Origin of the sequence: Streptomyces sp. NPDC007971 (assembly GCF_042958635.1) — a bacterium.
Lineage (GTDB): Bacteria > Actinomycetota > Actinomycetes > Streptomycetales > Streptomycetaceae > Streptomyces.
Genome location: NZ_JBIBJK010000009.1, coordinates 240163 through 264699 on the forward strand (window position 1 = coordinate 240163; position 24537 = coordinate 264699).

Consider the following 24537-nt stretch of genomic DNA (forward strand, 5'->3'; position numbering starts at 1 on the left):
CGCCGCCGTCCGCGGGCGCCTCCTAGCCTCAGAGGCATGCTGGGGCTTCCTGCGCACGTCCGTGCCTGCTTGTTCGACCTCGACGGGGTGCTCACCCAGACCGCGAAGGTGCACGCGGCTGCCTGGAAGGAGATGTTCGACGGCTACCTCCGCGAGCGCGCGGCACGCGAGGGGACCGCGTTCGTGCCCTTCGACGCGGTGGACGACTATGACGAGTACGTGGACGGGCGGCCCCGTGAGGACGGCGTGCGCACGTTCCTCGCCGCACGGGGGATCCGCCTGCCCGAGGGATCGCCGGACGATCCGCCGGAGTCGGAGACCGTGAACGGACTGGGCACCCGGAAGAACGACCTGGTGCTGCGCCGGATCCGTGAGGAGGGCGTGGAACCCTACGAGGGCTCGGTGCGCTTCGTTCATGCGGTGCGGGACGCCGGTCTGCGCCGCGCGGTGGTGTCGTCCAGCGCGAACTGCCGCGATGTGCTGGTGGCGGCCGGTATCGAGGACCTCTTCGACGAGCGGATCGACGGGGTGGTGGCGCGCGAGCGCCGTCTGCGGGGCAAACCCGCTCCGGACACCTATCTGGAGGCGGCCCGCGCACTGGGCACGGAACCGGCACAGGCGGCCGTGTTCGAAGACGCTCTGGCCGGCGTGGAGGCGGGGCGCGCCGGGCGCTTCGGCGTGGTCGTGGGGGTCGACCGGGTGGGCCAGGCGGCGCAGCTTCGGGCGCACGGGGCCGATGTGGTGGTCCGTGACCTGGCCGAACTCCTGGAGTCGCAGTGATCACCCATCCCAGTTTCACGGTCGAGCCGTGGTGCCTGCGTGAAACCGAACTGAACCTGGACGTGCTCGCCCAGAGCGAGTCGGTGTTCGCTCTGTCGAACGGGCACGTCGGGTGGCGCGGGAACCTCGACGAGGGGGAGCCCCACGGGCTGCCCGGCGCCTACCTGAACGGCGTCCACGAGCGGCACCCGCTGCCGTATGCGGAGGCGGGCTACGGCTATCCGGAGTCCGGGCAGACGACGATCAACATCACCGACGGCAAGATCGTCCGTCTGCTGGTCGACGACCACCCCTACGACCTGCGGTACGGACGGCTGCTGGCGCACGAGAGGGTGCTGGACTTCCGCACCGGTGTGCTGAGCCGCACCGCGCGGTGGACCTCGCCCGGCGGCCGCACGGTCCGGATCACCTCGCGGCGGCTGGTGTCCTTCACCCAGCGAGCCGTGGCCGCGGTCGTGTACGAGGTGGAGCCGGTCGACGGACCGGCCACGGTGGCCGTACAGTCCGAACTCGTCGCCAACGAGCAGCTGCCCCGCTTCGAGGGGGACCCGCGAGTCGCCGCGGCGACCGAGTCCCCGCTGGTGCCCGAGGAGCACTTCGCGCAGGAGACCCGGCTGCGGCTCGTGCACTGCACCGAGCGCAGCGCGCTGCGCGTGGGAGCGGCCGCCGACCATCTCGTCGAGGGCCCCGACAGCACCCGGTGGACGGCGCAGAGCGAGCCCGACGTCAGCCGTCTGACGGTGACGGCGGATCTGGTGCCCGGGCAGCCGCTGCGGCTGGTCAAGTTCGTGGCCCACGGCTGGTCGGGGGAGCGTTCGCTGCCGGCCGTGCACGACCAGGTGGACGGCGCGGTGGCGGCCGCGGTCAGCACCGGCTGGGACGGGCTGGTCGCGAGGCAGCGGGCCTATCTGGACCGGTTCTGGGCCGGTGCGGACGTCGAAGTGGAAGGAGACGCCCAGATCCAGCAGGCGGTACGGTTCGCTCTCTTCCATGTGCTCCAGTCGGCGGCCCGGAACGAGAAGCGGGCGGTGCCCGCGAAGGGACTGACCGGAACGGGGTACGACGGGCACTCCTTCTGGGACACCGAGTCCTATGTGCTGCCGGTCCTGACGTTCACCGCGCCCGAGGCCGTCGCGTCCGCCCTGCGGTGGCGGCACAGCACGCTGCCGGCCGCGCGCGAACGGGCGCGGCAGCTGGGGTTGTCGGGGGCCGTGTTCCCCTGGCGGACGATCGACGGTGCGGAGTGTTCCGCGTACTGGCCGGCGGGGACGGCCGCCTTCCACATCAACGCGGACATCGCGCTGGCCGCGGTCCGGTACGTCATGGTGACCGGGGACGAGGAGTTCGAGCGTGGTGAGGGGCTCGACCTCCTCGTGGACACCGCCCGGCTGTGGCGTTCCCTCGGTCACCACGACGCGGACGGCGTCTTCCACATCGACGGGGTGACCGGACCCGACGAGTACAGCGCGATTGCCCGGGACAACCTCTACACCAATCTGGTGGCCCGTCAGAACCTGCTGGCCGCGGCCGATGCGTCGATGCGCCATCCGGAGCGGGCCGACGAACTCGGCGTCGACGACGAGGAGGCCGCGGCCTGGCGGGACGCCGCGTCCCGTATGGCGGTGCCGTACAACGAGACGCTCGGCGTGCACGAACAGTCCGCCGGTTTCACACAGTTCCAGCGGTGGGACTTCGAGGCGACGCCGCCCGAGAACTACCCGCTCATGCTGCACTATCCCTACTTCGATCTGTATCGCAAGCAGGTGGTGAAGCAGGCCGACATGGTGCTGGCGATGATGGAGTGCCCGTACGCGTTCACCGACGAGGAGAAGGCGCGCAACTTCGCCTACTACGAGGCGCTGACCGTGCGGGACTCCTCCCTGTCCGCGTCCTGCCAGGCGGTGCTCGCCGCGGAGACCGGGCACCTGCGGCTGGCCTACGCCTACCTGGGCGAGGCCGCGCTGATGGACCTGGACGATCTGGAGCACAACACCCGGGACGGGCTGCACATCGCCTCCCTCGCCGGGACATGGATCGCCCTGGTCGTCGGCTTCGGGGGCCTGCGCAGGTACCTCGGTGACGACGGGAAGCCGGACCAGATGGGGTTCGCGCCGCGACTGCCCGAAGCACTGTCCAAGCTCGCCTTCACGGTGCAGGTACGCGGGCGCAGGCTGACGGTGGACATCGGCCGGACCCGTGTCCGCTACCGGCTGGTGGACGGCGAACCGCTGGTGGTCCTGCATCACGGGGAGCCGGTGACCGTGAGCGCCGACGCGCCGGTGGACCGCCGGATGCCGCCCCCGACGGCGCGCCCGGAGCCGCAGCAGCCGCATGGCCGTGGTCCGGCGCGCCTGCCCGGTGGGGAGGAACCCCAGCCGGAGACGCGGGACTAGCACGAAGCGGCCCCCTGGGACGCTCCGGAGGCGGCGGGCGAGCGCGGTCCGCGCAGCCGGACGTCACGGTGGGGTGCCGGGACCCGGAGGGTGTCATGGGCGCGGGGGTGACGGTTCGGTCGGGAGGCGGGATCCCAGCTGTCGCGGGGGCCCCGAGCGCGGTTCGCGGTGCCAGGAGCGTCGTGGCCTTGCGACCCGCTGCCCGCGAGGTGGGACTGCAGCCACTGGTGCCGGAACTCGAAGCACGCCCCGGACCGCCGCAGCACACCGCGTCGGTGAGCGTCTTCCAGAAAGCTCATCAGCCGCCAGGGCAAGCGCCCTGTGACTGCGAGCCAGACCGGGCCACGGTGAAGCGCCCCCAGGCACTCAATGCGAGCGCAGCCGTGCCGAGTGGCAGCCACAGCTGGGTACCGACGCTCGCGAGCCCGCCCCGGTCGCCGGGCAGTGCCACCACCGGCGCAGAGACGGCGGCGGCGAGCAGCGCGACCACGCCCCCGCGAGTGAAGGACGCCGTCCGGTCCGTCCGCAGGGAGGAGCCGGGACCGGCAGCCCGCATGATGTCCGACGGCACGCTCAGGGCCCGGTGGACACCGCACACGCACCCGCCCACGACTCCGACCAGCACGCCACCGGCCACCAGAGGCGGCAGGATCCGCTCCGGGACACCTCGGGCCGGTCCCCGGGTGAGCCGGCCGCGGGCCGTCCGCGGCAGGACGGACCGCAGGTTCGCCGCGCAGGCCACCGTGGACGGGGGCGGCGTCGTCCTGACGCTTTCCCGGTCAGGTCCAGGCGTACGACCACGGCGCCCTGCCGGGACTCGAACGTCGTGTGCCGGGCCGTGAAGGGGAGGCACCTGCGGTGGTGCAGCAGAGGAATCGTGCAGTCCGGCGGCCGGGTGCCCTCGGGGTAGGCGACCGGTCGTCCACCGCCGCCGGGGAGCAGCAGGGTGCCGCGCAGCGGCCGCGACGTGGTCGCCGTCCTCACCCCGTCCGACTCGGTGAACCGCCAGCCGTCGATCGGTCGTCCTGCCGGGTGGGCCGGGGACCGAGAGGCGAGGACGGTCACCCCGGCGGCTGTGAGACCGGCGGCCGTGCAGGCGGTGCCCCAATCGACAAGGGTAGGTAGTCATGCCAACTCCGAGGGCCGGTAGCCCTGTTGCAGGGCTACGAAGACGGTAATGGGGGGTGGCTGGTGGTGCGGTTCAGAAGCGACGGCATGAGCCACGGACCCACGCCGTCAGCACATACGCGCAGGTGTGGACCCGGTGCGGGGCCCGCCGCCGGTGCGGCGGTGCATCGGCGGGTTGGGCGATCGGTCGCGGCCCGCGGAGTTGCGGCGTTTCAGCGTCCCTGGGCGTCCGTCTCCGACGGGTCGGCCGGCTCCTCGGGAGGGAGCTGCGCCGGGTAGGGCTCGCCGAAGTCGGCCGAGCGGCCCACCTTCTCCCAGGCGGTCGCCTGAGCGAGCCGGCGCCGGGAGTGGTCCTGCGCCATCGTCACGGCATTCACGCCCAGAAGCAGATGGCTCGGGATCCGCTCGCTCCGTACGGTCCGCACGATGATCTCGGCCGCCCTGCGGGGATCCCCGGCCGCGCCGGCCGTGGCCTGTCGCACGCGCCGGTTCATCTCGCCCACGGTCTCGTCGTAGGCGTCGGGGATGTCGTGGACCGTCATGGAGGAGCCGGCCCAGTCGGTGGCGAAGCCGCTGGGCTCGACGACCATGACCCGCACGCCGAACGGCGCGGACTCCGTGGCGAGGACGCGGCTGAAGCCGTCGACCGCGAACTTGGCCGCCTGGTACGAAGCGATGCCCGGAGAACCGCCGACCCGCCCCCCGATGGAGGAGAACTGCACGACGGTGCCCGCACCCTGTCGGCGCAGGGTGGGCAGGGCGGCCTTCGTGACGTTGTAGACACCCCAGAAGTTGGTCTCGAACTGGGCGCGGAAGTCGTCGTCGTCCGCCGTCTCGATGGGCGACACGTTCGCGTACCCCGCGTTGTTCACGAGGACGTCGATCCGTCCGAAGTGCGCGACCGCCGCTTCGACGGCGTCACGGGCCGCGTCCGCACGGGTGACGTCCAGGGTGAGGGTCAGGAGGCGGTCGCCGTGCTCGCCGAACGAGTGGTTGCCTACGGGCAGACGTTCATCTCCAACCCGGATCTGCCGGGCCGATTCGCCTCTCACGCGCCGCTGGCCGAAGCGCATCCGGACCTCTGGTTGTTAGCCCCCGAGTTGTAGCCGACTTCCTGGCCCGGGGCGAGACAGATGGTGACGCGGCCCAGCTGTTCACGGCCCTCGTACACCTTGACGTGGTCCTTGACTCCGGGACCGGAGATGCCGTGGTTCGCCCACGAGGAGTCGTGCTTGAACATGTCGCCCTCCCACCAGTGGTCGTCACCGCTGTGTTCGATCTTCAGGCCGGTGAAGTTGGCGTCGGTCCAGACGCAGAAGTTGCCGGAACCGCAAGGCACCGCCTGTGCCGTGGCCGAGGTGGCGAACAAGGTGCCCGCGGCGAGCGCGGTTGCGGCGAGAAGAGCGGCGAGGCGTTGCATGGTCGTGGGTCTCCCATCAGTTGGGTCGGTCGAGGACGGTAGTGGCTTGGGCAAGGGCGTGCGCCTGCAGCCGCTGCCAGTCGGTGATGTCGGCGCGGTGCCGGGCGCGGATCGCTGCCAGGCTGCGGTGGGCGTGACGGGCCTCGGGGCCGAGGTTGTTGACGGTCACGGATACGCGGAACCAGCGGCGTTGGTCTCCGTAGAGACGCTGCTGGGCTGCGGCCAGGCATCCGTCGGTGTGTGCGCGTACGACATATCCGGTGGGCAGGGTGAGGGACAGCTCTGCCGGACCGGTTCCGAACAGGGCCGCGTCAAGGCGCCGTTGCTCGCCGCGCGATGGGCTGTGCCCGGGGCGGGGCGGCGTCAGGCCCTGACGGGGCAGGCAGGTGTCGGTCAGACGTTGTGTAGCGGCTTTGATCACATCGTCCGGGGTGAGGCGGGGTGGAGGAGTCCGGGATGCACAGCCCGACAGAGCGAGCGAGGCGGCCAGAAGCAGGCCTGAGAAAAGGAGTTGAGGGCCGTTCGGTGATCCGGTGACTCGTGGGGGAGGCGGCCTCGGAGGGTGAGGTGTGCTCTCGGTCCTGCTGCCTCCGCCGCGCGGCGCCGTCTGCTGCTGCCCTGCGGCAGAGAGAGGGGCGAGCCGGTGCCGGAACGACACAGGTCGGTGGCCACCTTTGTGGGTGGGGCTCGGGGCGGGTCATCAACTTGTGTGCCAGTCCCACCACTTGGCGACCTGCCGCTGTATAGGCCATTGGAGTGATCGGTGCGGACTGCCTCGTCCTCACGGTTCTCGGAAATGCCGGCCGCGGAACTCGCCGCCCCCGAGGCCGCCCGCCGTCGCTGGCGAGGACACCGGCACCGCATGCGACGCGGGACTTGTCGTCCCCGAGGCCGCGCCCCCGTCGGTGGCGAGGACACCGGCGCCGCATGTGTGCCCTGTGTGTGCGGATGCGGGATCCGCGTCACGCAGGCCAACTGTGCCGCCCAGGCGTCCACTTCCAGGCCCGGCCTCACGTCGGCTGACGCGCTCCCATCGCTGCGCACACCCCATGATCGCCGGAAAAGGGTCACGAAGTTCGACGGGGTCAGTGACAGCACGATGGGGTGTGAGCCGGGCCGAACCGATGGGCGACGCCGCCGGGCCGGGTACGGCGGCGTCCAGCCCGAGGCCGGTGTCAGCAAGGGCGGTCAACGCGGTGGGAACTCAGGAAGCAGGCTGGTTACAACTCTGCTCTCAGTCGCGCCCAGGTATGAGTGTCCAGGCTGTCATCGGGGCGCATGGGCCACAAAGCCGCCGCCTCCCTCACCGCCGACGGCCGCGGCACGATCACCGTCGTTTCCGGGACCTGCACCCTCACGCCCGCCCCGGACCGGCACTCGCCGTCGACGACTCGCCGGCGTGAGCAATCTGCCGGACCGGGGTGTGTCTCAACCGTGCCCGTGAAGATGGTCGGCCAGTTCCTCGTTGCTCGGGGGCGCGGGCAGCGAGCGGGAACGGCCGGGACGCAGCCCGTCGAGGAAGACGCCGAGGTGGCGTGCCGTCAGCGCGACGGCCTGCGGCGGCGGGAGGTGGGGGAGGGGGCGGCACAGCAGTGCGGCGGTGGTGATCAGGTCCACCGCGGTCACGTCCGCACGGATCACGTCGCTGCGACGCCCCTGAGCCAGGATCTCCTCCAGAGCGGCGGAGATCTCCCTCTGCAGTTCGCGGGCCTGCGGGGCGTCGGTCTGGGGTCCGCCGATCAGGGGCAGGGCCAGCGAGTCGCGGTGGTCGATCACGCTCTGCAGGAAGGCCTCGACGGCCGCGGGCGGATCCGTCCGCGCTGCCGTGGCGGCCGCGCGTGCGGACGCGAGCACGAGCTCGAAACCCTCGATGACGACCTGGGCGATCAGTGCGTCGCGACTGGGGAAGCGCCGGTACAGCGTGGCGATGTTCACGCCCGCGCGACGGGCGATCTCCTCCAGCGGAACGGCGGTTCCCGCCTCCAGGAAGGCGCTGCGGGCGGCGGTCAGGATCTGGGCGCGATTGCGCGCCGCGTCGGTACGCAACCGTGCCGTGGGGCGCCCTTGGGCCGGGCTGGCGGTCACCGGGGTCACCTCTGCTGTCGTCGTGGTCTGCCCGTCGAGAGTACGGCACGAGCCAGAAGTGAAGGATTTCCTGCGGTTAGTGCTAGCCTCGGATCACGGCCACAGCGGCGCGACGGCAGCGGGCGCCGGAAACGCCTGCTGCGCCGGGCACACCCGCACCAGCGCACGCGTGAGCCGGGCAGGCCCTCAACCAGCGGCGAGAGGAACACATCCGATGACAGCAGCGGACCGTTCGCGATTCACCGGCAAGGTCGCCGTCGTCACCGGCGGCAGCAGAGGCATCGGCGCGGCGGTCGCCACCCGGCTGGCCCGGGAAGGAGCCGCCGTCGTCATCGGCTACCGAGGCAACGAGCAGGCGGCACAGGCCCTGGTCGCCGCACTCACCTCCGACGGGGCCCGCGCCCTCGCGCTCCGCGCCGACGTCGCCGACCCCGACCAGACCAAGCGCCTCCTCGACCGGGCCGCGCAGGAGTTCGGGCGGCTCGACGTCCTGGCGTCCTGTGCGGGCATCGAACACTTCGGCGCCCTGGAGAGCATCACCCCGGCCGACTTCGACCACGTCTTCGCCGTCAACACGCGCGGCCAGCTGTTCGCCGCCCAGCACGCCGCCGCCCACATGGCGGCCGGCGGCAGGATCGTGCTCACCTCGTCCGTCAGCGCCTCGCGTGCCGTCTTCGGCCACACCCTGTACGCGGCATCCAAGGCGGCCGTGGAGGCGACGGTCCTCAACCTGTCCGCCGAACTCGGCGGGCGCGGCATCACCATCAACGCCATCGCCCCTGGCGGCACCGCCACCGACATGGCGGCGGAACACGGCCCGAGCTACCAGCACCCCAAACTCCGCGGCACCCTGTCCCTGCAGCAGTGGGTCGAGGTCCACGGCGCGCTCGGCCGCCTCGCGCAGCCGGACGAGGTGGCCGCCGGATACGCCTTCCTCGCCTCCGACGACGCCGCCTACCTCACCGGCCGCACCCTCCCCCTGGACGGCGGCTTCTTCTGAAGCCCCTGCACCTGCAACCGCATGTCATCGCATGTAAATGCACGTCAACCTGCCCATGCCCTGCTGCGAGACCGGCTCCCGCCCCGGCGCGTCCCGGTCCCCGCGGCCATGCAGCCGACAAGAAAGCACCATGGCCTCCACGAACCTCCCGGCAGCCGTCGAGCCCAGCCGTCCCCGTCACCGGGCGGACCACGCCGACCAGCATCCCCACCCACTGGACGACATCGAACACGGCATACCCGCCCCGGTCCTGGACGCCGGTGCACCGCTACGCAAGGCGATCACGGTTCCCGTGATCACCGCGCTGCTCGTGGGCGCCGCGTTCATCGCGGTCTTCCTCGCGGCCTTCCACGCTCCCACCTCCCACCGGCTGCCACTGGGCATAGCCGCCTCCGACGCGGCAGCAGCCCGTGTCGAACTGGCGGTCAACGACCTGGACGGCCAGGCCATGAGCTTCCACCGCTACCCGGATGCCGCAGCCGCCCGCTCCGCGATCAGACGGGACGACGTCCCCGCCGCCCTGGTGACCGACACCCACCGGCGCCTGACGCTGATGGTGGCCGGCGCCCAGGGTCCCTCCGCCACCGGCTCGCTCCAGGCCACCCTGACCGCCGCGCTCGGCCATCCGGTCCCCGTCACCGATGTGGTGCCGCTGGACTCACGGGACTCCCGCGGGCTGTCGATCTTCTACTCGTCCTTCGGGGTCGTCCTCGCCGGCTACCTCTTCGCCGTGTCCTCGTACCAGATCGCCCCCCGCATGGCCCTCGCCGCACGCGTCGCCAGCATGGCCGCCTTCTCCGTCGCCTCCGGCCTGGTCGTCGCCTCCCTCGCCTGCCTCGCCCTGGGAGCGATCCCGGCCTCGTTCGCCACCACCGCCGTCATCAGCGCCCTGCTCGCCTTCGCCCTGGCCGCCTCCGCCAGCTTGATCATGCGTGCGTGCGGACCCGCCGGAATCCCGCTGGCCTCCATCGCGCTGCTCATCCTCGGCAATGCGTCCAGCGGAGGGATCCTGCCCCCGCAGTACCTGCCCGCATGGCTGGCTCCTCTCGCCCACGCCATGCCACCCGGCATCGCCGTCCGTGCGCTGCGGGACGCGGCCTACTTCCACTCGGCACATCTGTCGGCGGGGCTCACCCTGCTCGCCGGCTGGACCGTCGCCAGCCTCACGGTCCACTACGCCCTGGACCGCGTATCCGCTCGGCGCACAAGGCCAGCGGCATCGACGGCATGGGCGACCTGATCACCCCGAGCGCGCTCCTCTCACGAGAGGACGAAGAGCTTCAGTCGGCTCACAGCGCGTACTGGGGCCGCTTGCTCCACCGCCTCGCCTGAGGTGCGGCGCCGGAGCCTGCCGGACGTCTGCGTCCTGGGGCCGTTCCGGGTGGCGGAGAGGGCAGGATTCGAACCTGCGTGGGCCTTGGGGGGCCCGACCTCGAGGCGTGCTCGCTGGTCCCCGATCAACCACTCCGGGCACCTCTCCCTGCTCCCGGCCCCGGTGGTGTCCGGTGCCGTTCACACGAAGAAGACTGACAGTCGACGCTGACGGCGGCCTGATGGCACGCTGACGCGCCCGGACTACTGCACGGCACCGGGGCTCGGCGAGAGGTGCGCAGAGCCCGGCAGGTCCGGCTGGGCGGCCGGGGTGTCGTGCAGGTGGTAGAGGGGCGAGGTGCGGGCTCCGCGCAGGCGCTTGGCGGTGAGGGCCTTCATACCGACGTGCAAGGCGGTGGTGTGGTTGCGGTAGGCGTCCTCGATCGGCAGGTAGTAGGTCAGGTTGAAGTAGGCGAACGGGGCCGCCCGGTCGGCGTCGATGCCGACGGCGCGCAGCCAGGTGGTGTGCCCGTAGTGGTAGTAGAGGGCGAAGCCGGTCATGCGGCCGTCCTGGTAGGCACCGACGACCCGGGCGTGCCGGCCCATGGCTTCGGCTTGCCGGTGCAGCACCTTGACCATGACGTCCTCGGTGTCGCCGGCGCGGCCGTGGGACGTCTGGAGGAGCGCGAGGAGACGGCCCGCCTCGGCGTAACAGTCACTCAGGGGAAGGATCCTGACGGTGTGCCCGGCGTCGGCGAAGGCGGCACGTTCGCGGCGGACGACGACGCGTCGCTTGGACGACAGGCCGGCGAGGTAGCCGTCGAAGCCGTGTCCGGTCAGGGGGATGGTGGCGTCGTCCTCGACGACATCGGGCCGGCGGGAGTAGAGGGGGTCGAGCTGGTCGGCGGCGGTCCGGGTGAGGTAGGGCCACCAGTGGTGGGTGCCGTGGCCGTGCGCGAAGGTGCGGATGGTGTCGCGGAGGTCCTCCAGGACCATGCGGCGGCCGGGCTGTGAGAGGTCGGGCTCGGTCAGGGGGGCGTTGTGGTAGCCACGGCGGCCGCCGGCGATGACGCGGGGTACCGGATCGGTGGCGGGCCTGTAGTTGGTGTTGGGTTCGTCGTGGACGAGGTAGAGGGGGGCGGCGGCCAGGAGGGTTCCCGAGGAGTCGCGGACGAGGGCGTACGCGGGCTGGGCGGTGGGGTCGTCCTCCTCGCCGGCGAGCCATCGGTGGGAGGTGTAGAGGTTGCCGGTGCGGTGGGCCAGACGCTCCCACTCGGCCGGTTCGATGTCATGGATGCTGTGGACGATCTCGGTGTTCAACGGCGTGGGTTCCTTCTGCGGTGCCGGTTGGGGGCTTTGAGGGCGGGGACCGCCGCGAGGGCGAGGAGGCAGGCGGCGGCCTGGGCCAGCCAGGGCAGCAGCTGCCCGTGGGCGAGCAGTGTGGTGAACAGGGCCGGGGCGGCGATGAATCCGGCGGAGAAGGAGAGCTGGAACAGGCTCTGCCGGGATCCCTTCGCGGCCTGCGGGGTGAGCGTGACGGACAGTTCGTTGACGGCCGGGGAGATGAACACCTCGGCCAGGGAGAACACGACGACGGCCGCCGTGAGCGCGGGCCACGCCGTGAACCCCAGCAGGGGCAGCGCGGGGAGCGCGAACAGCGCCATCGCCGCGATCAGCAGCGTGTACCCGAGTGCTACGGCGGCGCGGGGGCTTCGGTGGGCGAGGCGGGCGTTGAGAGGTGTGCCGAGAGCGGACACGAAGACGGTGTTGACGATGAGGAGGACGCCGGCGGTGTAGGCCGGGAGGTGCAGGCTGCGGGTGGTGTAGAGGGCGACGAGGACCGACAGCATGGCCTGCGCCAGGACGTAGGGCACGGTGCTGGCCACCAGGAGCAGGTAGCGGCGGTTGTGGTCCGTGTGGGTCACGTTCCCGGTCGTCGCCTCGGCGGCCGGTGGTGGTGGGGTGGTGGTCAGCCCGGCGTAGCAGAGGGCGGCCAGCAGGTAGAGCGGAGCCGCGAGTGCGACGAGCCAGGTCAGGGCGCGGGTCCCGAAGGCGGCGAGCAGGGCTGTGGCCAGGGCGGCACCGGCCCCGATCCCGGCGTTGCGCAGCGAGGACATGAAGGCGAACCAGGCCCTGCGCTGCTCGGGCGGTGTGGTGTGCGTGATGAGGGTGCGCTGGGCGGTGTAGAAGGCGTTGATGCCGGACTGCACGAGGAGGTAGCACAGGGCGGCCTGCCAGGCGGTGCGGGCGGTCAGGAACGTGAGGAAACCCGCGGCGGACAGGATGTTCGCGCTCGTGGTGAGGTATTTGGGGCTGCGCCGGTCCATGACGTATCCGGCCAGGAGGGTGACCGGCAGGGCGGCGAGCTGGCCGAGGGTGACGGCCGTGCCGACCGTCGCCATCGGCAGGTGCCGGACGGTGGTGAAGTACAGCAGCCCCAGCGGCAGGAGCATGCCGTTGCCGATGGAGTCGACGAGGTTTGCGGCGACGAGCCGCCGGTGCCCGGCGAGGGCGGGAAGCCCCAGCCCGCTGCGCCGGGCCGGTGCGGTGGTGGCCGTCACGGCGTGAGCAGGGCGCGGATCTTGTCCACGGTGTCCGGGTTCGGGTAACCGGTCGTCTCGTGGAGGTTCTTGATCGTCTGGACGGCGTCCTCCTCGCTGCCCTCCTCGGCGGTGAACACGGTGATGTGACCGTGGTCGTGGCCGTCGATGACGAGCGCATGGCAGGTGATCAGGTCGAGGGCGGCGGCGAACTCGTCGCGGACCGCGTCCGGAATGCCCTGCGGGGTGAGGAACTCCACGGCCCACCGCCGTCCCTGCGCCGCATCCGGTACGGCGGCCGGAGCGCCCAGAGCCATGCGGGCGAGGGTGCGGAAGGTGTTGGTGCGGGAGGCGGCGCAGGTCAGGGTGGTGGCGCCGCCGATGCGCGGGTTGAACTCCAGGATCTTGTAGCTGCCGTCGGCGTAGATCATGTCGACGTTGACGGAGCCGGTGACCTCCAGGGCGGTGCAGACGGCCGTGAGCCGCTCGGCGACGGACCGGAACTCGGCGTCCTCGCGCGGGCGGGGGCCGCACCAGCGCAGGTCGGCGAAGGTGAACACCGGCTTCGCGCCGGCGCGCCCGGTCCATACGAGCGGGCCGACACGGTAGGTGCCGGGCGCGCCGACGATGTCGACCGAGCACAGGTCGCCGGTGACGGCCTGTTCGATCACGGCGGACACGGGCGGCGGGTCGGCGAGGTAGGCGTCGAGGTCGGCCGGGCCGGCCAGGGCACGGATGCCCATGCTGGTGGAGTCCCAGATCGGCTTGGACAGCAGCGGGTAGCCGGTCGAATCGGCCTGGAGACGCAGGGCGTCGGGGTAGCCGGGAACGGGCAGACCGCGTCCGGCCAGCAGGTCGGAGTCCGCGCGGAAGCCCACGGGCACGTCCAGGCCGTGCCGCAGCAGGAGCTGCTTGGTCTCCCACTTGTCGGTCAGCAGCAGCGTGGCGGCCAGCGGCGTCATGATCGTGGGGATGCCGGCCCGGTCGAGGATCTGCTTGACCGCGGCGTCGCGTACGGCGTTCTCGCAGGGAAGGCTGATCGACACCACGGCGTCGGCGCCCCATGCGGTGACCCGGTCGGCCAGGTCGCGCGCGGTGATGTCCGGGGCGATGCGGATGCGCTCGCCGGGGAAGTCGGCGTCAAAGGCGTCGCCGTGTGTGAAAAAGAGGCCGCAGGCGATCCGCTCGGCGGTGAGTTCGGTGACGGCCTGCTGGATGTAGGGGTCGGCGCGCTGGATGTCCACGGAGCGCAGGAACGCGATCTTCTTCACGGGGCTCAGCTCACTTTCACGATGGTGCGGGCGGCGGCCTGCTCGGCGAGTCGGGCCGCCTCGGCGGAGTGGGTGGCGGTGGCGATGATGTGGGCGAGGCGGGCGGAGGAGTCGGCGGGGCCGTTCACGTACTGGCCGGGGGTGAGGTGGAGTTCGTGCCGGGTCCCGGGCGTCGGGGGGATGCGGATGTCCTGGAGCGTTCCGGCGTGGGGGGCGAGGACGAAGCGGATCGCTGCGGCCTGCTGCCGGGTGGGGGCGGTGTCGGGGATCTGCCCGGCGATCGCCTGGAGGTAGGCGGCGGCTTCGCTGATGCCGGTGGCCGCCTCGACGAGCTCGCAGATGTTCCCGCCGGGCAGGCGCGCACCGGTCTCGATGACCACGGGATCGACGGCACGCGGGGTGAGCTTGAGTTCGGTGTGGGCGATGCCGTTGCGGATGCCGACGGCGAGCGCAGCGCGGGCGGCCGTGTGCTGGATACGGCGGAGCAGACTCGGCGGGATGCCGGCCGGACAGGTGTGCCCGGTCTCGATGCGGTAGCGGCCCGGGGTGGTGTCCTTGCGCACCACCGGCAGTGGGTAGGGGACGCCGCCGACCACGACCGTGTCGGCGGAGTACTCGTCACCGGGCACGTACTCCTGGATCAGGACGCGCCGGTCCAGGGGAAGGCCGTGCGGGAGTGCCCGTGCGAACTGCTGGGCGGCGTGGACGGCATCGGTGAGCTGGTCGGGGCCGTCGACCACGCGCACGCCCCAGGAACCGCCCTGCTCGGCGGGCTTGACGACCAGAGGCCAGCCCAGGCCGTGCGAGGCGGCCACGCGGTGCGCGTGCTCGGCGTCCCGGGCGGGAGCCCAGCGGGGGGCGGGGACGCCGGAGGTGTGGAACGCCTCCGCCATGACGATCTTGTTGCGGGGGGCCTGTGCGACGAGGGGATCGTTGCCCGGCAGGTTCAGCATCGCGGCCAGCGGCGCGGCCAGGTGGCTGAGGAGCTCCCAGCAGACGCCGACGGCCGTGACGGGACGGCTCAGACAGAAGGCCTTCATGTCCGCCAGGGCACGCCCGGTGTCGGTGAGGTCCGTGAAGCAGACGTCGGTGAGCGCGCCGGACAGCCAGGCCGGATAGGTGTCGTAGATGTCCTTGTGGGTGGCCGCGTACAGGCTGATGCCCAACTGGTGGGCGGCTTCGACGAGGAAGCGTCCGGCGTTGCCCATCGGCTCGATGACGAGTACGCCGGCGGGCGTGTTCCCCCTGTAGGTGTCCATTGGATCACTACAACCGGGGCGGCATTGTACCGTCCACCGGCATGTCGTCCGAAATCAACACGCCCACATCGCACGGCAGTTGGAGCAAGAACTGAATCGGGGGGCTCACGGAGCGGCCGACTTGGTGGACCTTGCCCATGGCTTCAACAAAACGTTGCGTGCTCGAATTTCGGGTGCAAGGTCACTGAACGAACAGCCCGAACGGGGGAGTTCACTGTGAACAGCCTGCGCACTCAGCTCGCCGAGTACATCGACCAGGGCGTCATACCGCCCTACCAGTACTCCTACCCGCCCCGCTCCACCTACCGGCCGCTGGACGGCGACGCCTACGACATCCAGGAGGTCTGGGACCGCGACCTGCTCCACCACAGGACCCCGGCCCTGAACCTGTACCTGCACGTGCCGTTCTGCAAGTACAAGTGCGGCTTCTGCAACCTGTACACGATCATTTCGACCGACCAGGACGTCTACGACGCGTACACCGACGCCCTGTGTACCCAGATCCGGGATCACGCGGACATCATCCGCGCCCGGCGTCTGCGCACCATCTACATCGGCGGCGGCACGCCGGCGCTGCTGTCGACGTGGCACTTCGAGCAGATCTTCGACACGATCACGGAGGTCTACCCGAACTGGCGCTCCACCACCGAAGAGGTCGCGCTGGAGGCCACCCCGGACTCGATCGTCGCCGATCCGGAAGGGTTCGGCCGCCTGCTCCGGATGGGCCTGACCCGGGCGAACATCGGCATCCAGTCGCTGGTTCCGAAGGAGATCCGCGAGGCCGGACGTGGGCAGGCCGGCGAGCACGTCATCCGGGAGGCCGTACGCATCGTGCAGGAACTGGGCCTGCCGGACCTGTCGACCGACCTCATCATGGGCTTCGCCGGCCAGACGCCCGAGACATGGCGGCACTCGGTCGACGAGCTGGCCGAGCTGGGCCCCACCACCATCTCCACGTACTTCCTCACCGTCCGCCCCGACGCCTGGTTCTCCAAGACCGGCGCCTACCAGTACATGTGGCAGCCCGAGCTGTACGAACGCTACGACTACGCCCGGAAGGTGTTCACCGACCACGGCTACGTGCAGGAGGGCTCCGTCCGCTACAAGAAGCCCGGACGCGGCGGCTACGTGCAGAAGGTCCTCACCTTCCAGGGCGTTCCCCTGCTCGGCCTCGGTGTCGGAGCCCGCTCCTACACCAGCGTGCTCGACTACATGACCGGCTCGGTCAAGCCGTCGGCGGCCGAGGTCGCGGACTACATCCGCAAGGCCAAGAACCACGAACTCCGGCCCACCACCGGCTTCGAGCTGTCCGACGAGGAACTGGTCCGCAAACGCCTCGTCCTGGACACCTTCGATCTCAGCCTGGGGGAGCTGGAACACCACGGCCTGGACAAGATCCGCGGCGACGTCGAAGCCGTCCTGGACGCGGCCGAACACAACGGGCTCGTCCACCGGTTCGGCGAGCGCGTCCAGCTCACCCCGAAGGGCTTCAAGTACCGCGACGTCCTGTCCTGGATGTTCTACTCCGACAACGTCAAGGGCCTCGACCGCGAGTACTACGAGGGCCTGCACGCCGCGAACCAGCGTGCGCGGAAGAACATGGGCGCCGCCCCGGTCCGCATCACCGGCATCGACCTCCTGGACAGCGCGTGAGCGACCTGTACGCCGCCGCCGGTGGCGGAGGCGACCCGCTCGGCACCTGCATCGCCGCCTCCGTCATCAGCCCCGGCACCCGCTCCACGATCGCCACCTACGCCTGGGAACGCCTCGAGGTCGACCCCACCCCGGGACCGCTCGGCTTCCGCGACTTCACCCGCCTCGCCACCAGCGCGGCCGGGGTGTTCGTCGGCGAGGCGACCGGTGTGCTGCCCCCGGCCGGATCCACGCTGCCGGCGCTGGCGGCCGAGCTGCCCGCCCGGCTGCTGCTCCTGGACCCGTGGCAGGGGGTGAACGCACTGGCCGACCAGATCCGCCAGGCGCTGGCCCGCGGATTCGAGCACGTACGGATCGTCGACATCGGCGGGGACATCCTCACGCACGGCCGTGAGGACACCCTGTGCTCGCCCCTGGTCGACGCCCTGACCATGGCCGCCTGCCATCTCGCCGGCGCGCCGGCCACCGTGTACGTCGCGGGCCCCGGCGTCGACGGGGAGATCCCTCAGGAGGAACTCCTCGGGCGGCTTCCCGGCCCCGCCCTCACGGTGTCGGCCGACGACGTCGACACCGTGGCCGGTGCCCTCGCGTGGCATCCGTCGGAGGCCTCCGCGCTGTTCGCCGCCGCCGTGCACGGAGTACGGGGCACGGTGCGCACCGTCGAGCGGCGACTCGACCTCACCGAGGAGTCCGCGCGGATCCATCACCTGCCCCTGGCCGACGCGATGGCCCACAATCCCGTCGCGCAGGCCCTGGCCGAGACCCGGCCGGGCACGTTGGCCGAGGCCGCCGACCTGTCCGAGAAGATCACCGGCATCCACGAGATCAACCGTGAACACCGTCCGGAGGGCATTGCGGCACCACCGAAGCCCAAGGCCCTGCCCGCCGACGCCGCGCAGGCCCTCGGCGTGATCCGGGAGGCCGCCGGCGGTGCGGGTCACTGCACGTTCCGGTTCGCCGCACGTCAATGCGGCCTGGCCTGGAGACAGATCCCCGCCCTGCGGTCCCTGCTCCAGGCCCGCGGACCGCTCCTGGCCCTGCACGACAGGGACTGAGCACCGCTGTGGGCGCCGTCGGACCCCGACGGCGCCCACAGCGTCCTGCCGCGCGCACCGCCCGGCCACTCGCCGTCGCCGGGCGGGTGGTTCAGGCGACTTGACCGCGGAACACGTCCGGCCATGGCTTCGCCCGTGGGGATGATCTCCTGCCTGCCGACGTCCATGGCGGCGGACTTCGGCCCGGTCCGCGGTCCGGCGCCGGCGCACCCGGGGCCGACCCCCGTGGTGGTGCCGGGGAGCGGGGACTGGTAGGGATGGGGCGTGCGATTCGAAAGTGTTCCCATGCCCGCGGGGATCGAGGCCCGGCCTCGGGACGTCCGTGGGTACCCCGTCCCGGCCATCACGCCGTGGGAGGGGGACGAGCCGCAGTTCGCGCTGACGGACTATGAGCGCAGCGCCGAGTGCGCGCGCAAGCGGCTGTGTTCCGTGTGCAACCGCCGCATGCCGCAGGGGCCGGTGTGGCGCGTGGTGGGGTCGGCGGAGAGTGCGGCGATCGGCGAGGCGTTCGCCGCCGGACGGCCCTACCGCAACCTGGCGCCCACACTGGAAGGCCCTGGACACCGCGCGTGCATGCTGTACGCCTCGATGGTGTGCCCGTATCTCGCCCGGCCCAACGCGCGACGCGGACTGTCGGCGGTCGAGCCGGACGAGTTGACCTCGCACGTCGTGCGGGGCACCGCCCGGGGCGCGATGGGAGCGGTGGTGGGGTTCGCGGAGTACGAGTACGCCGTCACCAGCAGCCAGGTGCTGTTCCGCTTCCTCGACGTCGTCGAGTTCCTGCCGCACGACACGGCCGACGCGCACCTGGACGAACTGCGGGCCGAGCTCGCGCGGGCGGCGGAGTGAGAACGCACTCCGCCGCCCGGACCGGCCCGGCCCGTGTCGGCGCCCGACGTCAGGGGCGGTAGGCCGCCAGCCCCGCGGTGCCGGTGACCTTCGTCGGGTGGCCCGTGCCGTTGGACGGCAGGGTCACCGTGCCGGACGGGGTGCGCGCCGCGAGCGTCTTGCCGTCGGGGGACCAGGCCGGCTCGGTGTAGTCGGTGGTGGCGTGCGGGGTGATGTCCTTCACCTTGTTGTGCGTGAAGTCCTCGACGAAGAGGTGGTCGTGGCCGGCGACGGAGCGCACGAAGACGACCTCTTCGTTGCTGGGCGCCAGGGCCGGCTGGGAGCCCTTGGTCAGCTTGCCGCCCTGCTGGCGGGTGTAGTCGTCGCGGATGTAGACGTCACCGGTGTTGACGTTGGCGTAGACCGAGGTGCCGTAGTGCCCTGCCGCGTTCGGCCACACGTTGCCGGTCTGCGGAATCGGCGGCACGTCCGGGCCGGGCTCGCCGTACAGGGACAGCGTCTTGGGTGTGCCGTGCACGGCCTTGGCGGAGATGTACTTCAGCCGGGACACACCGCTCGCGCGGGCCGCGAAGATGAGGTTGTTCTTGGCGGGGAGACCGATCTGCGAGTCCTTCGCCGTCACCTGCCAGGTGGGGTGGGACCAGTTCTGGTTTCCGGGGTTCTTCGCGACGACGACGCGCCCGCTGCCGTCGGGGTTGGCGACGTCCAGGTTCCCCGAGCCGTCGATGAAGGCGGCCTTGGCACCGTTCGGGGACCAGGCCAGATCGCGGACGGGCACGCCGAAGTTCACCCGGTGGCCGTTGATCAGTACGTACTTGCTGCCGTTGCTGATCGTCAGGGTCCCGTGCGAGGCACTGGTGGCGGCCGAGGCGACGCCGGACGCGCCCAGCAGTGTGGTGCCGGTCACGGCGGCGGCCACGGTGATGGCGACAGCGGTGACTCGGATACGTGTGGTCATAGCCGATTTCCCCCAGGAACGTCGACGGGTCGTATGATGCCCAACGCCAGAGCCGCTGCACCGTTCCCCGGGGCTGTTGAAGGCCACGCGACCGCCTGCCGCTCTGCTCAGGAGCAAAGCCTGTCAGGCCCCGATCTTCGAACGGTCCGTTCGGCGTCACAGCCCCGTAACACGACTTCCCACGGACATCGGCCTTGACCATGCGCAGCGATCGGCCGGCCCCCCTCCTTTCGCCCGGGCGAGCCCCCATGAGCAGCAGCAAGAGGGTGCCCTTCGCGGCCTTGACGGGGTGGTGGCGCACATCCGGCGTGGCCGGGGGGAGCATCTGCACCGAGCGGTGCAAGTCGTACAGGGAACACCCCGGGGCGCAGCTGCGGCACACCGCTCAGAACGTGTCCGCAGGCCCGTCGTAGGCGGCGGTCAGGGCCTGGGCGCGGTCCGTGTAGCCGGTGATACGGACGACCAGCCCGTCGACGACGTCGAGGACCTGATACACGAGTTCGTCCGAGACCTGACACCCGAGTCCGTCCGAATCCGGGGTGGACGTACCGAGGTGGAGCCACAGCCCGAGGACTATCGCTCCGGGGTACATGAACGTCTCTTCGACGGTCACCCCCGACAGGCGGGTGTGCAGACGGGCGCAGCGGCTGAGGACGCGGGAGCGGCCGCGGCACGCGCGAGCGCCCGGGCGGGGCGCGGCCCAGTGGACCTGGGGGTGCAGGGCTTCGCCCAGGAACTGCCAGTCGGCGTTGCCCACGGCCCTGCGCAGGTGAGCAGTGACGGTGCTGATGCCAGGTCCTCGGCTGGGTGACATGCGGTCCTCTCCGGGGCGCGGGGCGCGCCACCGCCGCGACGGTCGCACACGCCGGCCGGAGAGCGACAGAGCGACAGAGCGACAGAGCGACGGGGCGGGAGGGCGACCGGATCGCCCCCACCCGTGGGCCCTGGGCGCGTGGACATGGGTGAGTCGGCAGTGACTTCGGGGCCCGCTCGGTCGACCGGGCAGGTGTGGTGCCCTGACGGGGGAGGGGTGAGCGGAGCCTGCGGGGCAGGGCCGAACCGGCCTATGGAGCGGGGTTGTGCGGGGCGTCGACGACGCCGGCGAGGCGATCGGCCTCGCGTGACGGGCCGCGGTGCACGCGCACCGCGCGGTGCACCAGGCCGCCTCCCTGCTCCTCCAGTACCCGGACGAGGAATGGCCGGGCCTGCGCGCCCGGGTGGCCGAGGCGCTCGGCCGGCTGACCGGCGCGGAGACGGAACCGCTCCTGCGCTTCTGCCGGGACACCGCCGGCACACCCTTGCTCGATCTCGCGGACCGGTAGGTCACCACCTTCGACCGCAGCCGCCGCCGCACCCTGCACCTGACCCACTATGTCGTCTACCGCTCCCGCGGCCGGGCCACCGGTCCCGGGGCGCGACCCGTCACCGCCCGCCGGAGGGCGTGACGAGGAGGCCGCCGACGAAGGTGTGGGTGGGGGTGAGGTCGCGCAGGGTGTCGCCGGGGCAGTGCGCGGGGTCCCGGTCCCAGACGGTGAGGTCGGCGAAGCGGCCGGGGGCGAGGGTGCCGCGCAGGTGCTCCTCGCCGTTCAGCCGGGCGGCCTGCGTGGTGTGCAGGGTCAGTGCCTCGGCGTAGGAGATGGCGTGCTCGGGGCCCTTGACGCCGATGACGGTCTGCCGGGTGGTCATGCCCCACACGGAGCGCATCGCGCCGAACTGGCCCACGGGAAAGTCGGATCCGGCGCTGACCTGGGCACCCAGGTCGATCCAGCCCCGGGCGGGAAAGAGACGCGCGACGCGCTCCGGGCCCCAGAAGCCCTCCTCCACCTCGGCGGTGTCGTGCAGCAGCGGCTGCTGGATGGTGACGGGGATGCCCAGGGCGACGGCGCGGGCGCGCTGCTCGGGGCCGGCCAGCCCGCCGTGCTCCATCACGAGCGTCCCCGCGGGCAGGCCCGGGTTGCGTTCGAGGACCCGCTCGTAGACGTCCAGGAGTACGCGGACCGCACGGTCGCCGTAGGCGTGGGTGCCGACCCGCCAGCCGCGGCGGACCACGGCCTCCACCGCCTCGACGAGCGCGCCGGGCTCCCAGGTCAGCATCCCGGAGAAGGCGTGGTCGCAGGCGTACGGCTCCTCGGTGGCCCCTGCCTCCAGACCGCCGTCGAGGCCGAACTTCGCCCCCCACACCAGCAGCCACGGGTCGGAGCTGCAGCGCCAGTCCTCCATGACGTCGAGCAGGTCCTCCACCTGGGCCCTGCCGGTCATGCCGAGCGCCGAGACCAGGGCCCGCACCCTGGTGCTCAGCGCTCCCGCCGCGCGGGCGGCGAGCAGCACCCGGTAGTCCTCGGGGGAGACGGCGCAGTCGCGCACGGTGCCGATGCCGGTCGCGGCGTAGTCGGCGCCGGCCAGGCGCAGGCCTTCGATGCGCCGGGCCCGGTCCGGGGTCGGGACCAGGTGTTCCACCAGCCCCAGTGCGTTGTCGATCAGCCTGCCGTTCAGCCTGCCGTCGGCGTCCCGGCCGATGACGCCGCCGGGCGGTACGGGGGTGTCCTCGGTGATGCCGGCCAGGCGCAGCGCACAGGTGTTGACGACGTCGTTGTGGCCGCCGCGCTTGACCAGGACCGGATGCCGGTCGGTGGCCCGGTCGAGCTCGGCGGCGGTGGGCATGCGGCGCTCGGCCAGGTTGAGTTCCTGCCAGTTGGTGGTGGTGCGGATCCACTGGCCCGCGGGGGTGGTCTCTGCCCGCTGCCGGATCAGGTCGAGGAACTCGGGGATGGTGCGCGCCCGGTGGACGGGAACGTCGTGCGCGCCCAGCCCGGCGAAGACCAGGTGGGTGTGGGTGTCGTCGAACGCGGGCAGCACCGTGGCGCCGGGCAGGTCGTGGACCGTGGTGCGCGAACCCGCCAGTGGTCCAGGCCGTTCGGGGCGGGGGACACGGCCACGACACGGTCGCCCCGTACGGCGAGGGCCCGTTGTGGGGCCAGGCCGGGCACCAGAGTGTGCACCGGACGGCCCCGACGCCCGCAACACCCTGCTCCTGCGGGACCTGCCCGCCACCGACGCCGTCGGCTCCTGGACCTCCCACACCCTGCTGCGGGTCTTCCCGACCGCGTTCCGCTGGACCGCCGGTCTGCTCTCGGCCGAGGAACTGGCCCGGCTCGAACCCGGCCCGGCACCGCCGCAACCGTCGCCTGCCCCGCCTGCCCCGCCTGCCTCGGCCGCATCCGCCGGCATCGACACCGCGCTGGTCACGGCGCTGACCGAGGACGGCCGGGCCACCTACTCGGACCTAGCCCGCCGCGCAGGCACCAGTGCGCTCACCGCCCGCCGGCGACTAGACGCACTGGTGCGCGGCCACGTCCTGCGCCTGGCGACCGAGATCGACCTCGCACTGCTCGGCGCACACGCCGAGGCCCTGCTGTGGATCGCCGTGCGCCCCGGCGCGCTCCAGGAGACCGCGCAGACCCTGAGCGTCCATCCGCAGGTCCGGTTCTGCGCCGCCACCACGGGTCCCGCCAACCTCGTCGTCGCTGTCGCCGCGGCCGACCTCGGCGCCCTGTACGCCCTGCTCACCGACTCCGTGGGCGCATTGGAGGGGATCAGTGCCATCGACACCACTCCCCTCCTGGCGACCGTCAAACGCACGGGCCTGATCCGCCACTCTTCAGCGGCGCCCGGACCCCTGTAGCGGTTCCGCCGCCCCGTCGCGGCCGTCCTCCGGACAGGGACTGCGCGGAACCGGCCGACGGACCGAGCCCCTAGGCGAGGCAGGTCAGAGGGCGGCCGCCGTTGTAGGTGACCATGTCGCCGAGGGCGGCGGCGGCGTCGATGGGCCGGCCGAGGGGGCCGCCCTCCAGTTCCGCGTAGGCCCGGTGGAGATTGCCGACGATGCGTTCGGAGTCCAGCAGGCCGGCGTACTCGCCCAGGTCCGTTTCACGGGCGGTCTCCAGAGGCGTGAGCCCGGCGTCGCGGCCCGCTCGGGCAGTGGCCTGGACGAACCGCAGATACCCGAGGACGTCGTCGACGAGTTCGGGGCCGGCGACGGCGCCGTGCCCGGGGACGATGGTCGTCGCCCCCAGCGGCTTGATCACTTCCTCCAGGACCCGGACGGCACCGGCCACGGATCCCTGGAGGAGAAAAGGCGTACCGCCGTTGAACAGCACGTCCCCGCTGAAGAGCAGGTTGCGTTCGGGCAGCCATACGATGGAGTCGTTGGTCGTGTGGGCGGGTGTGCCGACGTGACGTACGTCGGCACGCAGGTCGTCGGACCACACGGTGACCGCGTCGGTGTAGGTGAGGAACGGCGGTTCGACCGTGACGTCCCCCCACTCGACCTCGGTCCAGAACGCGGCCGCAGCCCCCGGCCCGCCCCACTCCAGGATGCTCGACCGGGTGGCCTCGTGCCCGACGATGGTGGCGCCGCCGAAGAGGTGGTTGCCGAAGGTGTGGTCACCGTGGTGGTGCGTGTTGATCAGGGTCCGCACCGGCTGCGGCGTGACGGTGGCGATCGCGTCCAGGTACGCCTGCGTGCGCCGCACCGTGGAGCAGGCGTCCACGCTGATCACGCCCCGCCGCCCCACGAGGAAACCGGTGTTGTTGATCCACCAGCTGCCGTCGGGCTGTATGTAGGCGAAGACGTCTTCGCTGACTTCCTCCACCCGGGGCGGAGGAAGGAGACCGACGTCGTGGTGGACACTGCTCACTGCGAACTCCTGACGTGATGGAGGGAGATCCCTCACCGGGGCACGGCGCCGCCGCGCCCCGGCGGGCTCGTCGGGCACCGCCGCGATCATCGCACCGGCCGGGTGGCGACCGGTACCCCGTGACCCGGTCGCCGCCGT

The 24537-nt window shown here is 71.8% G+C and carries 21 protein-coding genes and 1 pseudogene; 9 read left to right on the forward strand and 13 right to left on the reverse strand.

The annotated features are described in order from the left end of the window. The first annotated feature begins 36 nt into the window (after positions 1–36). Both ACFZCP_RS21015 and ACFZCP_RS21020 read left to right on the forward strand, forming a co-directional pair. Entirely contained in the window at positions 37–780 is a 744-nt protein-coding gene (locus ACFZCP_RS21015; protein WP_391428719.1) for a beta-phosphoglucomutase family hydrolase, read from the forward strand. Next, on the forward strand, positions 777–3173 hold the full coding sequence (locus tag ACFZCP_RS21020; RefSeq protein ID WP_391428721.1) for a glycosyl hydrolase family 65 protein: 2397 nt from the start codon (positions 777–779) through the stop codon (positions 3171–3173). Before ACFZCP_RS21015 ends, ACFZCP_RS21020 begins: the two co-directional genes overlap by 4 nt. Positions 3174–4513: 1340 nt before the next feature. Here ACFZCP_RS21020 and ACFZCP_RS21025 read toward each other — a convergent pair. The 4 genes from ACFZCP_RS21025 to ACFZCP_RS21040 form a co-directional block, all read right to left on the reverse strand. Continuing rightward, positions 4514–5329: an SDR family NAD(P)-dependent oxidoreductase gene (locus ACFZCP_RS21025; protein ID WP_391428969.1), complete on the reverse strand. Its 816-nt coding sequence runs from the start codon at positions 5327–5329 to the stop codon at positions 4514–4516. 20 nt (positions 5330–5349) lie between these two features. Further along, a complete protein-coding gene (locus ACFZCP_RS21030; RefSeq protein ID WP_391428724.1) occupies positions 5350–5721 on the reverse strand; it encodes a peptidase inhibitor family I36 protein in 372 nt (123 codons plus the stop codon). 16 nt (positions 5722–5737) lie between these two features. After that, complete coding sequence (locus tag ACFZCP_RS21035; protein WP_391428725.1) at positions 5738–6142, reverse strand: hypothetical protein; 405 nt, start codon at positions 6140–6142, stop codon at positions 5738–5740. Positions 6143–7149: 1007 nt separating this feature from the next. Next, positions 7150–7806, reverse strand: coding sequence for a TetR family transcriptional regulator (locus ACFZCP_RS21040; RefSeq protein ID WP_362696332.1), 657 nt, complete (start codon positions 7804–7806; stop codon positions 7150–7152). A gap of 214 nt (positions 7807–8020) precedes the next feature. Here ACFZCP_RS21040 and ACFZCP_RS21045 point away from each other — a divergent pair, with 214 nt between their 5' ends. Both ACFZCP_RS21045 and ACFZCP_RS21050 read left to right on the forward strand, forming a co-directional pair. Further along, positions 8021–8806 carry an SDR family oxidoreductase gene (locus ACFZCP_RS21045; protein ID WP_391428726.1) on the forward strand — a complete coding sequence of 262 codons (786 nt, stop codon included), beginning with the start codon at positions 8021–8023 and terminating at the stop codon, positions 8804–8806. 130 nt (positions 8807–8936) lie between these two features. Then, the gene (locus ACFZCP_RS21050) at positions 8937–10046 is read left to right on the forward strand and encodes a hypothetical protein (protein ID WP_391428728.1); all 1110 of its coding nucleotides are present in this window, start codon (positions 8937–8939) and stop codon (positions 10044–10046) included. A gap of 142 nt (positions 10047–10188) precedes the next feature. Here the strand turns inward: ACFZCP_RS21050 and ACFZCP_RS21055 are convergent. The 5 genes and pseudogenes from ACFZCP_RS21055 to ACFZCP_RS21075 all read right to left on the reverse strand — a co-directional run bounded on the left by ACFZCP_RS21055 (position 10189) and on the right by ACFZCP_RS21075 (position 15187). Further along, positions 10189–10286: pseudogene (locus tag ACFZCP_RS21055) on the reverse strand. Positions 10287–10381: 95 nt separating this feature from the next. After that, a complete protein-coding gene (locus tag ACFZCP_RS21060; RefSeq protein WP_391428730.1) occupies positions 10382–11437 on the reverse strand; it encodes a peptidogalycan biosysnthesis protein in 1056 nt (351 codons plus the stop codon). Further along, complete coding sequence (locus tag ACFZCP_RS21065; RefSeq protein WP_391428733.1) at positions 11434–12678, reverse strand: MFS transporter; 1245 nt, start codon at positions 12676–12678, stop codon at positions 11434–11436. The genes ACFZCP_RS21060 and ACFZCP_RS21065 overlap by 4 nt, the downstream gene beginning before the upstream one ends. Further along, positions 12675–13928 carry an ATP-grasp domain-containing protein gene (locus ACFZCP_RS21070; RefSeq protein WP_391428734.1) on the reverse strand — a complete coding sequence of 418 codons (1254 nt, stop codon included), beginning with the start codon at positions 13926–13928 and terminating at the stop codon, positions 12675–12677. The genes ACFZCP_RS21065 and ACFZCP_RS21070 overlap by 4 nt, the downstream gene beginning before the upstream one ends. Before the next feature lie 5 nt (positions 13929–13933). Beyond that, positions 13934–15187, reverse strand: coding sequence for an ATP-grasp domain-containing protein (locus ACFZCP_RS21075; protein ID WP_391428736.1), 1254 nt, complete (start codon positions 15185–15187; stop codon positions 13934–13936). A gap of 216 nt (positions 15188–15403) precedes the next feature. Here ACFZCP_RS21075 and ACFZCP_RS21080 point away from each other — a divergent pair, with 216 nt between their 5' ends. From ACFZCP_RS21080 to ACFZCP_RS21090, 3 genes are all read left to right on the forward strand, one after another. Further along, entirely contained in the window at positions 15404–16840 is a 1437-nt protein-coding gene (locus ACFZCP_RS21080; RefSeq protein WP_391428738.1) for a radical SAM protein, read from the forward strand. After that, positions 16837–17895 (forward strand): DUF1152 domain-containing protein, encoded by a 1059-nt coding sequence (locus tag ACFZCP_RS21085; protein WP_391428740.1) that lies wholly within the window; start codon positions 16837–16839, stop codon positions 17893–17895. Before ACFZCP_RS21080 ends, ACFZCP_RS21085 begins: the two co-directional genes overlap by 4 nt. 285 nt (positions 17896–18180) lie before the next feature. Further along, positions 18181–18744 carry a hypothetical protein gene (locus tag ACFZCP_RS21090; protein WP_362696350.1) on the forward strand — a complete coding sequence of 188 codons (564 nt, stop codon included), beginning with the start codon at positions 18181–18183 and terminating at the stop codon, positions 18742–18744. 49 nt (positions 18745–18793) lie between these two features. On the opposite strand, the gene ACFZCP_RS21095 is transcribed toward ACFZCP_RS21090, so the two are convergent. Both ACFZCP_RS21095 and ACFZCP_RS21100 read right to left on the reverse strand, forming a co-directional pair. Next, a complete protein-coding gene (locus ACFZCP_RS21095; RefSeq protein ID WP_391428742.1) occupies positions 18794–19702 on the reverse strand; it encodes a hypothetical protein in 909 nt (302 codons plus the stop codon). Between the two features lie 385 nt (positions 19703–20087). Next, a complete protein-coding gene (locus ACFZCP_RS21100; RefSeq protein WP_391428744.1) occupies positions 20088–20516 on the reverse strand; it encodes a hypothetical protein in 429 nt (142 codons plus the stop codon). A gap of 319 nt (positions 20517–20835) precedes the next feature. Between ACFZCP_RS21100 and ACFZCP_RS21105 the strand changes: the two genes are divergently transcribed. Further along, entirely contained in the window at positions 20836–21024 is a 189-nt protein-coding gene (locus tag ACFZCP_RS21105; RefSeq protein ID WP_391428746.1) for a hypothetical protein, read from the forward strand. A 100-nt stretch (positions 21025–21124) separates the two neighbouring features. On the opposite strand, the gene ACFZCP_RS21110 is transcribed toward ACFZCP_RS21105, so the two are convergent. Then, the gene (locus ACFZCP_RS21110) at positions 21125–22558 is read right to left on the reverse strand and encodes an amidohydrolase family protein (RefSeq protein ID WP_391428748.1); all 1434 of its coding nucleotides are present in this window, start codon (positions 22556–22558) and stop codon (positions 21125–21127) included. A gap of 112 nt (positions 22559–22670) precedes the next feature. Between ACFZCP_RS21110 and ACFZCP_RS21115 the strand changes: the two genes are divergently transcribed. Next, positions 22671–23384, forward strand: a complete 714-nt coding sequence (locus ACFZCP_RS21115) for an Lrp/AsnC ligand binding domain-containing protein (RefSeq protein WP_391428750.1) — start codon at positions 22671–22673, stop codon at positions 23382–23384. A 70-nt stretch (positions 23385–23454) separates the two neighbouring features. Here the strand turns inward: ACFZCP_RS21115 and ACFZCP_RS21120 are convergent, their stop codons facing one another. Then, positions 23455–24399 carry an MBL fold metallo-hydrolase gene (locus ACFZCP_RS21120; RefSeq protein ID WP_391428752.1) on the reverse strand — a complete coding sequence of 315 codons (945 nt, stop codon included), beginning with the start codon at positions 24397–24399 and terminating at the stop codon, positions 23455–23457. Between the last annotated feature and the right edge of the window lie 138 nt (positions 24400–24537).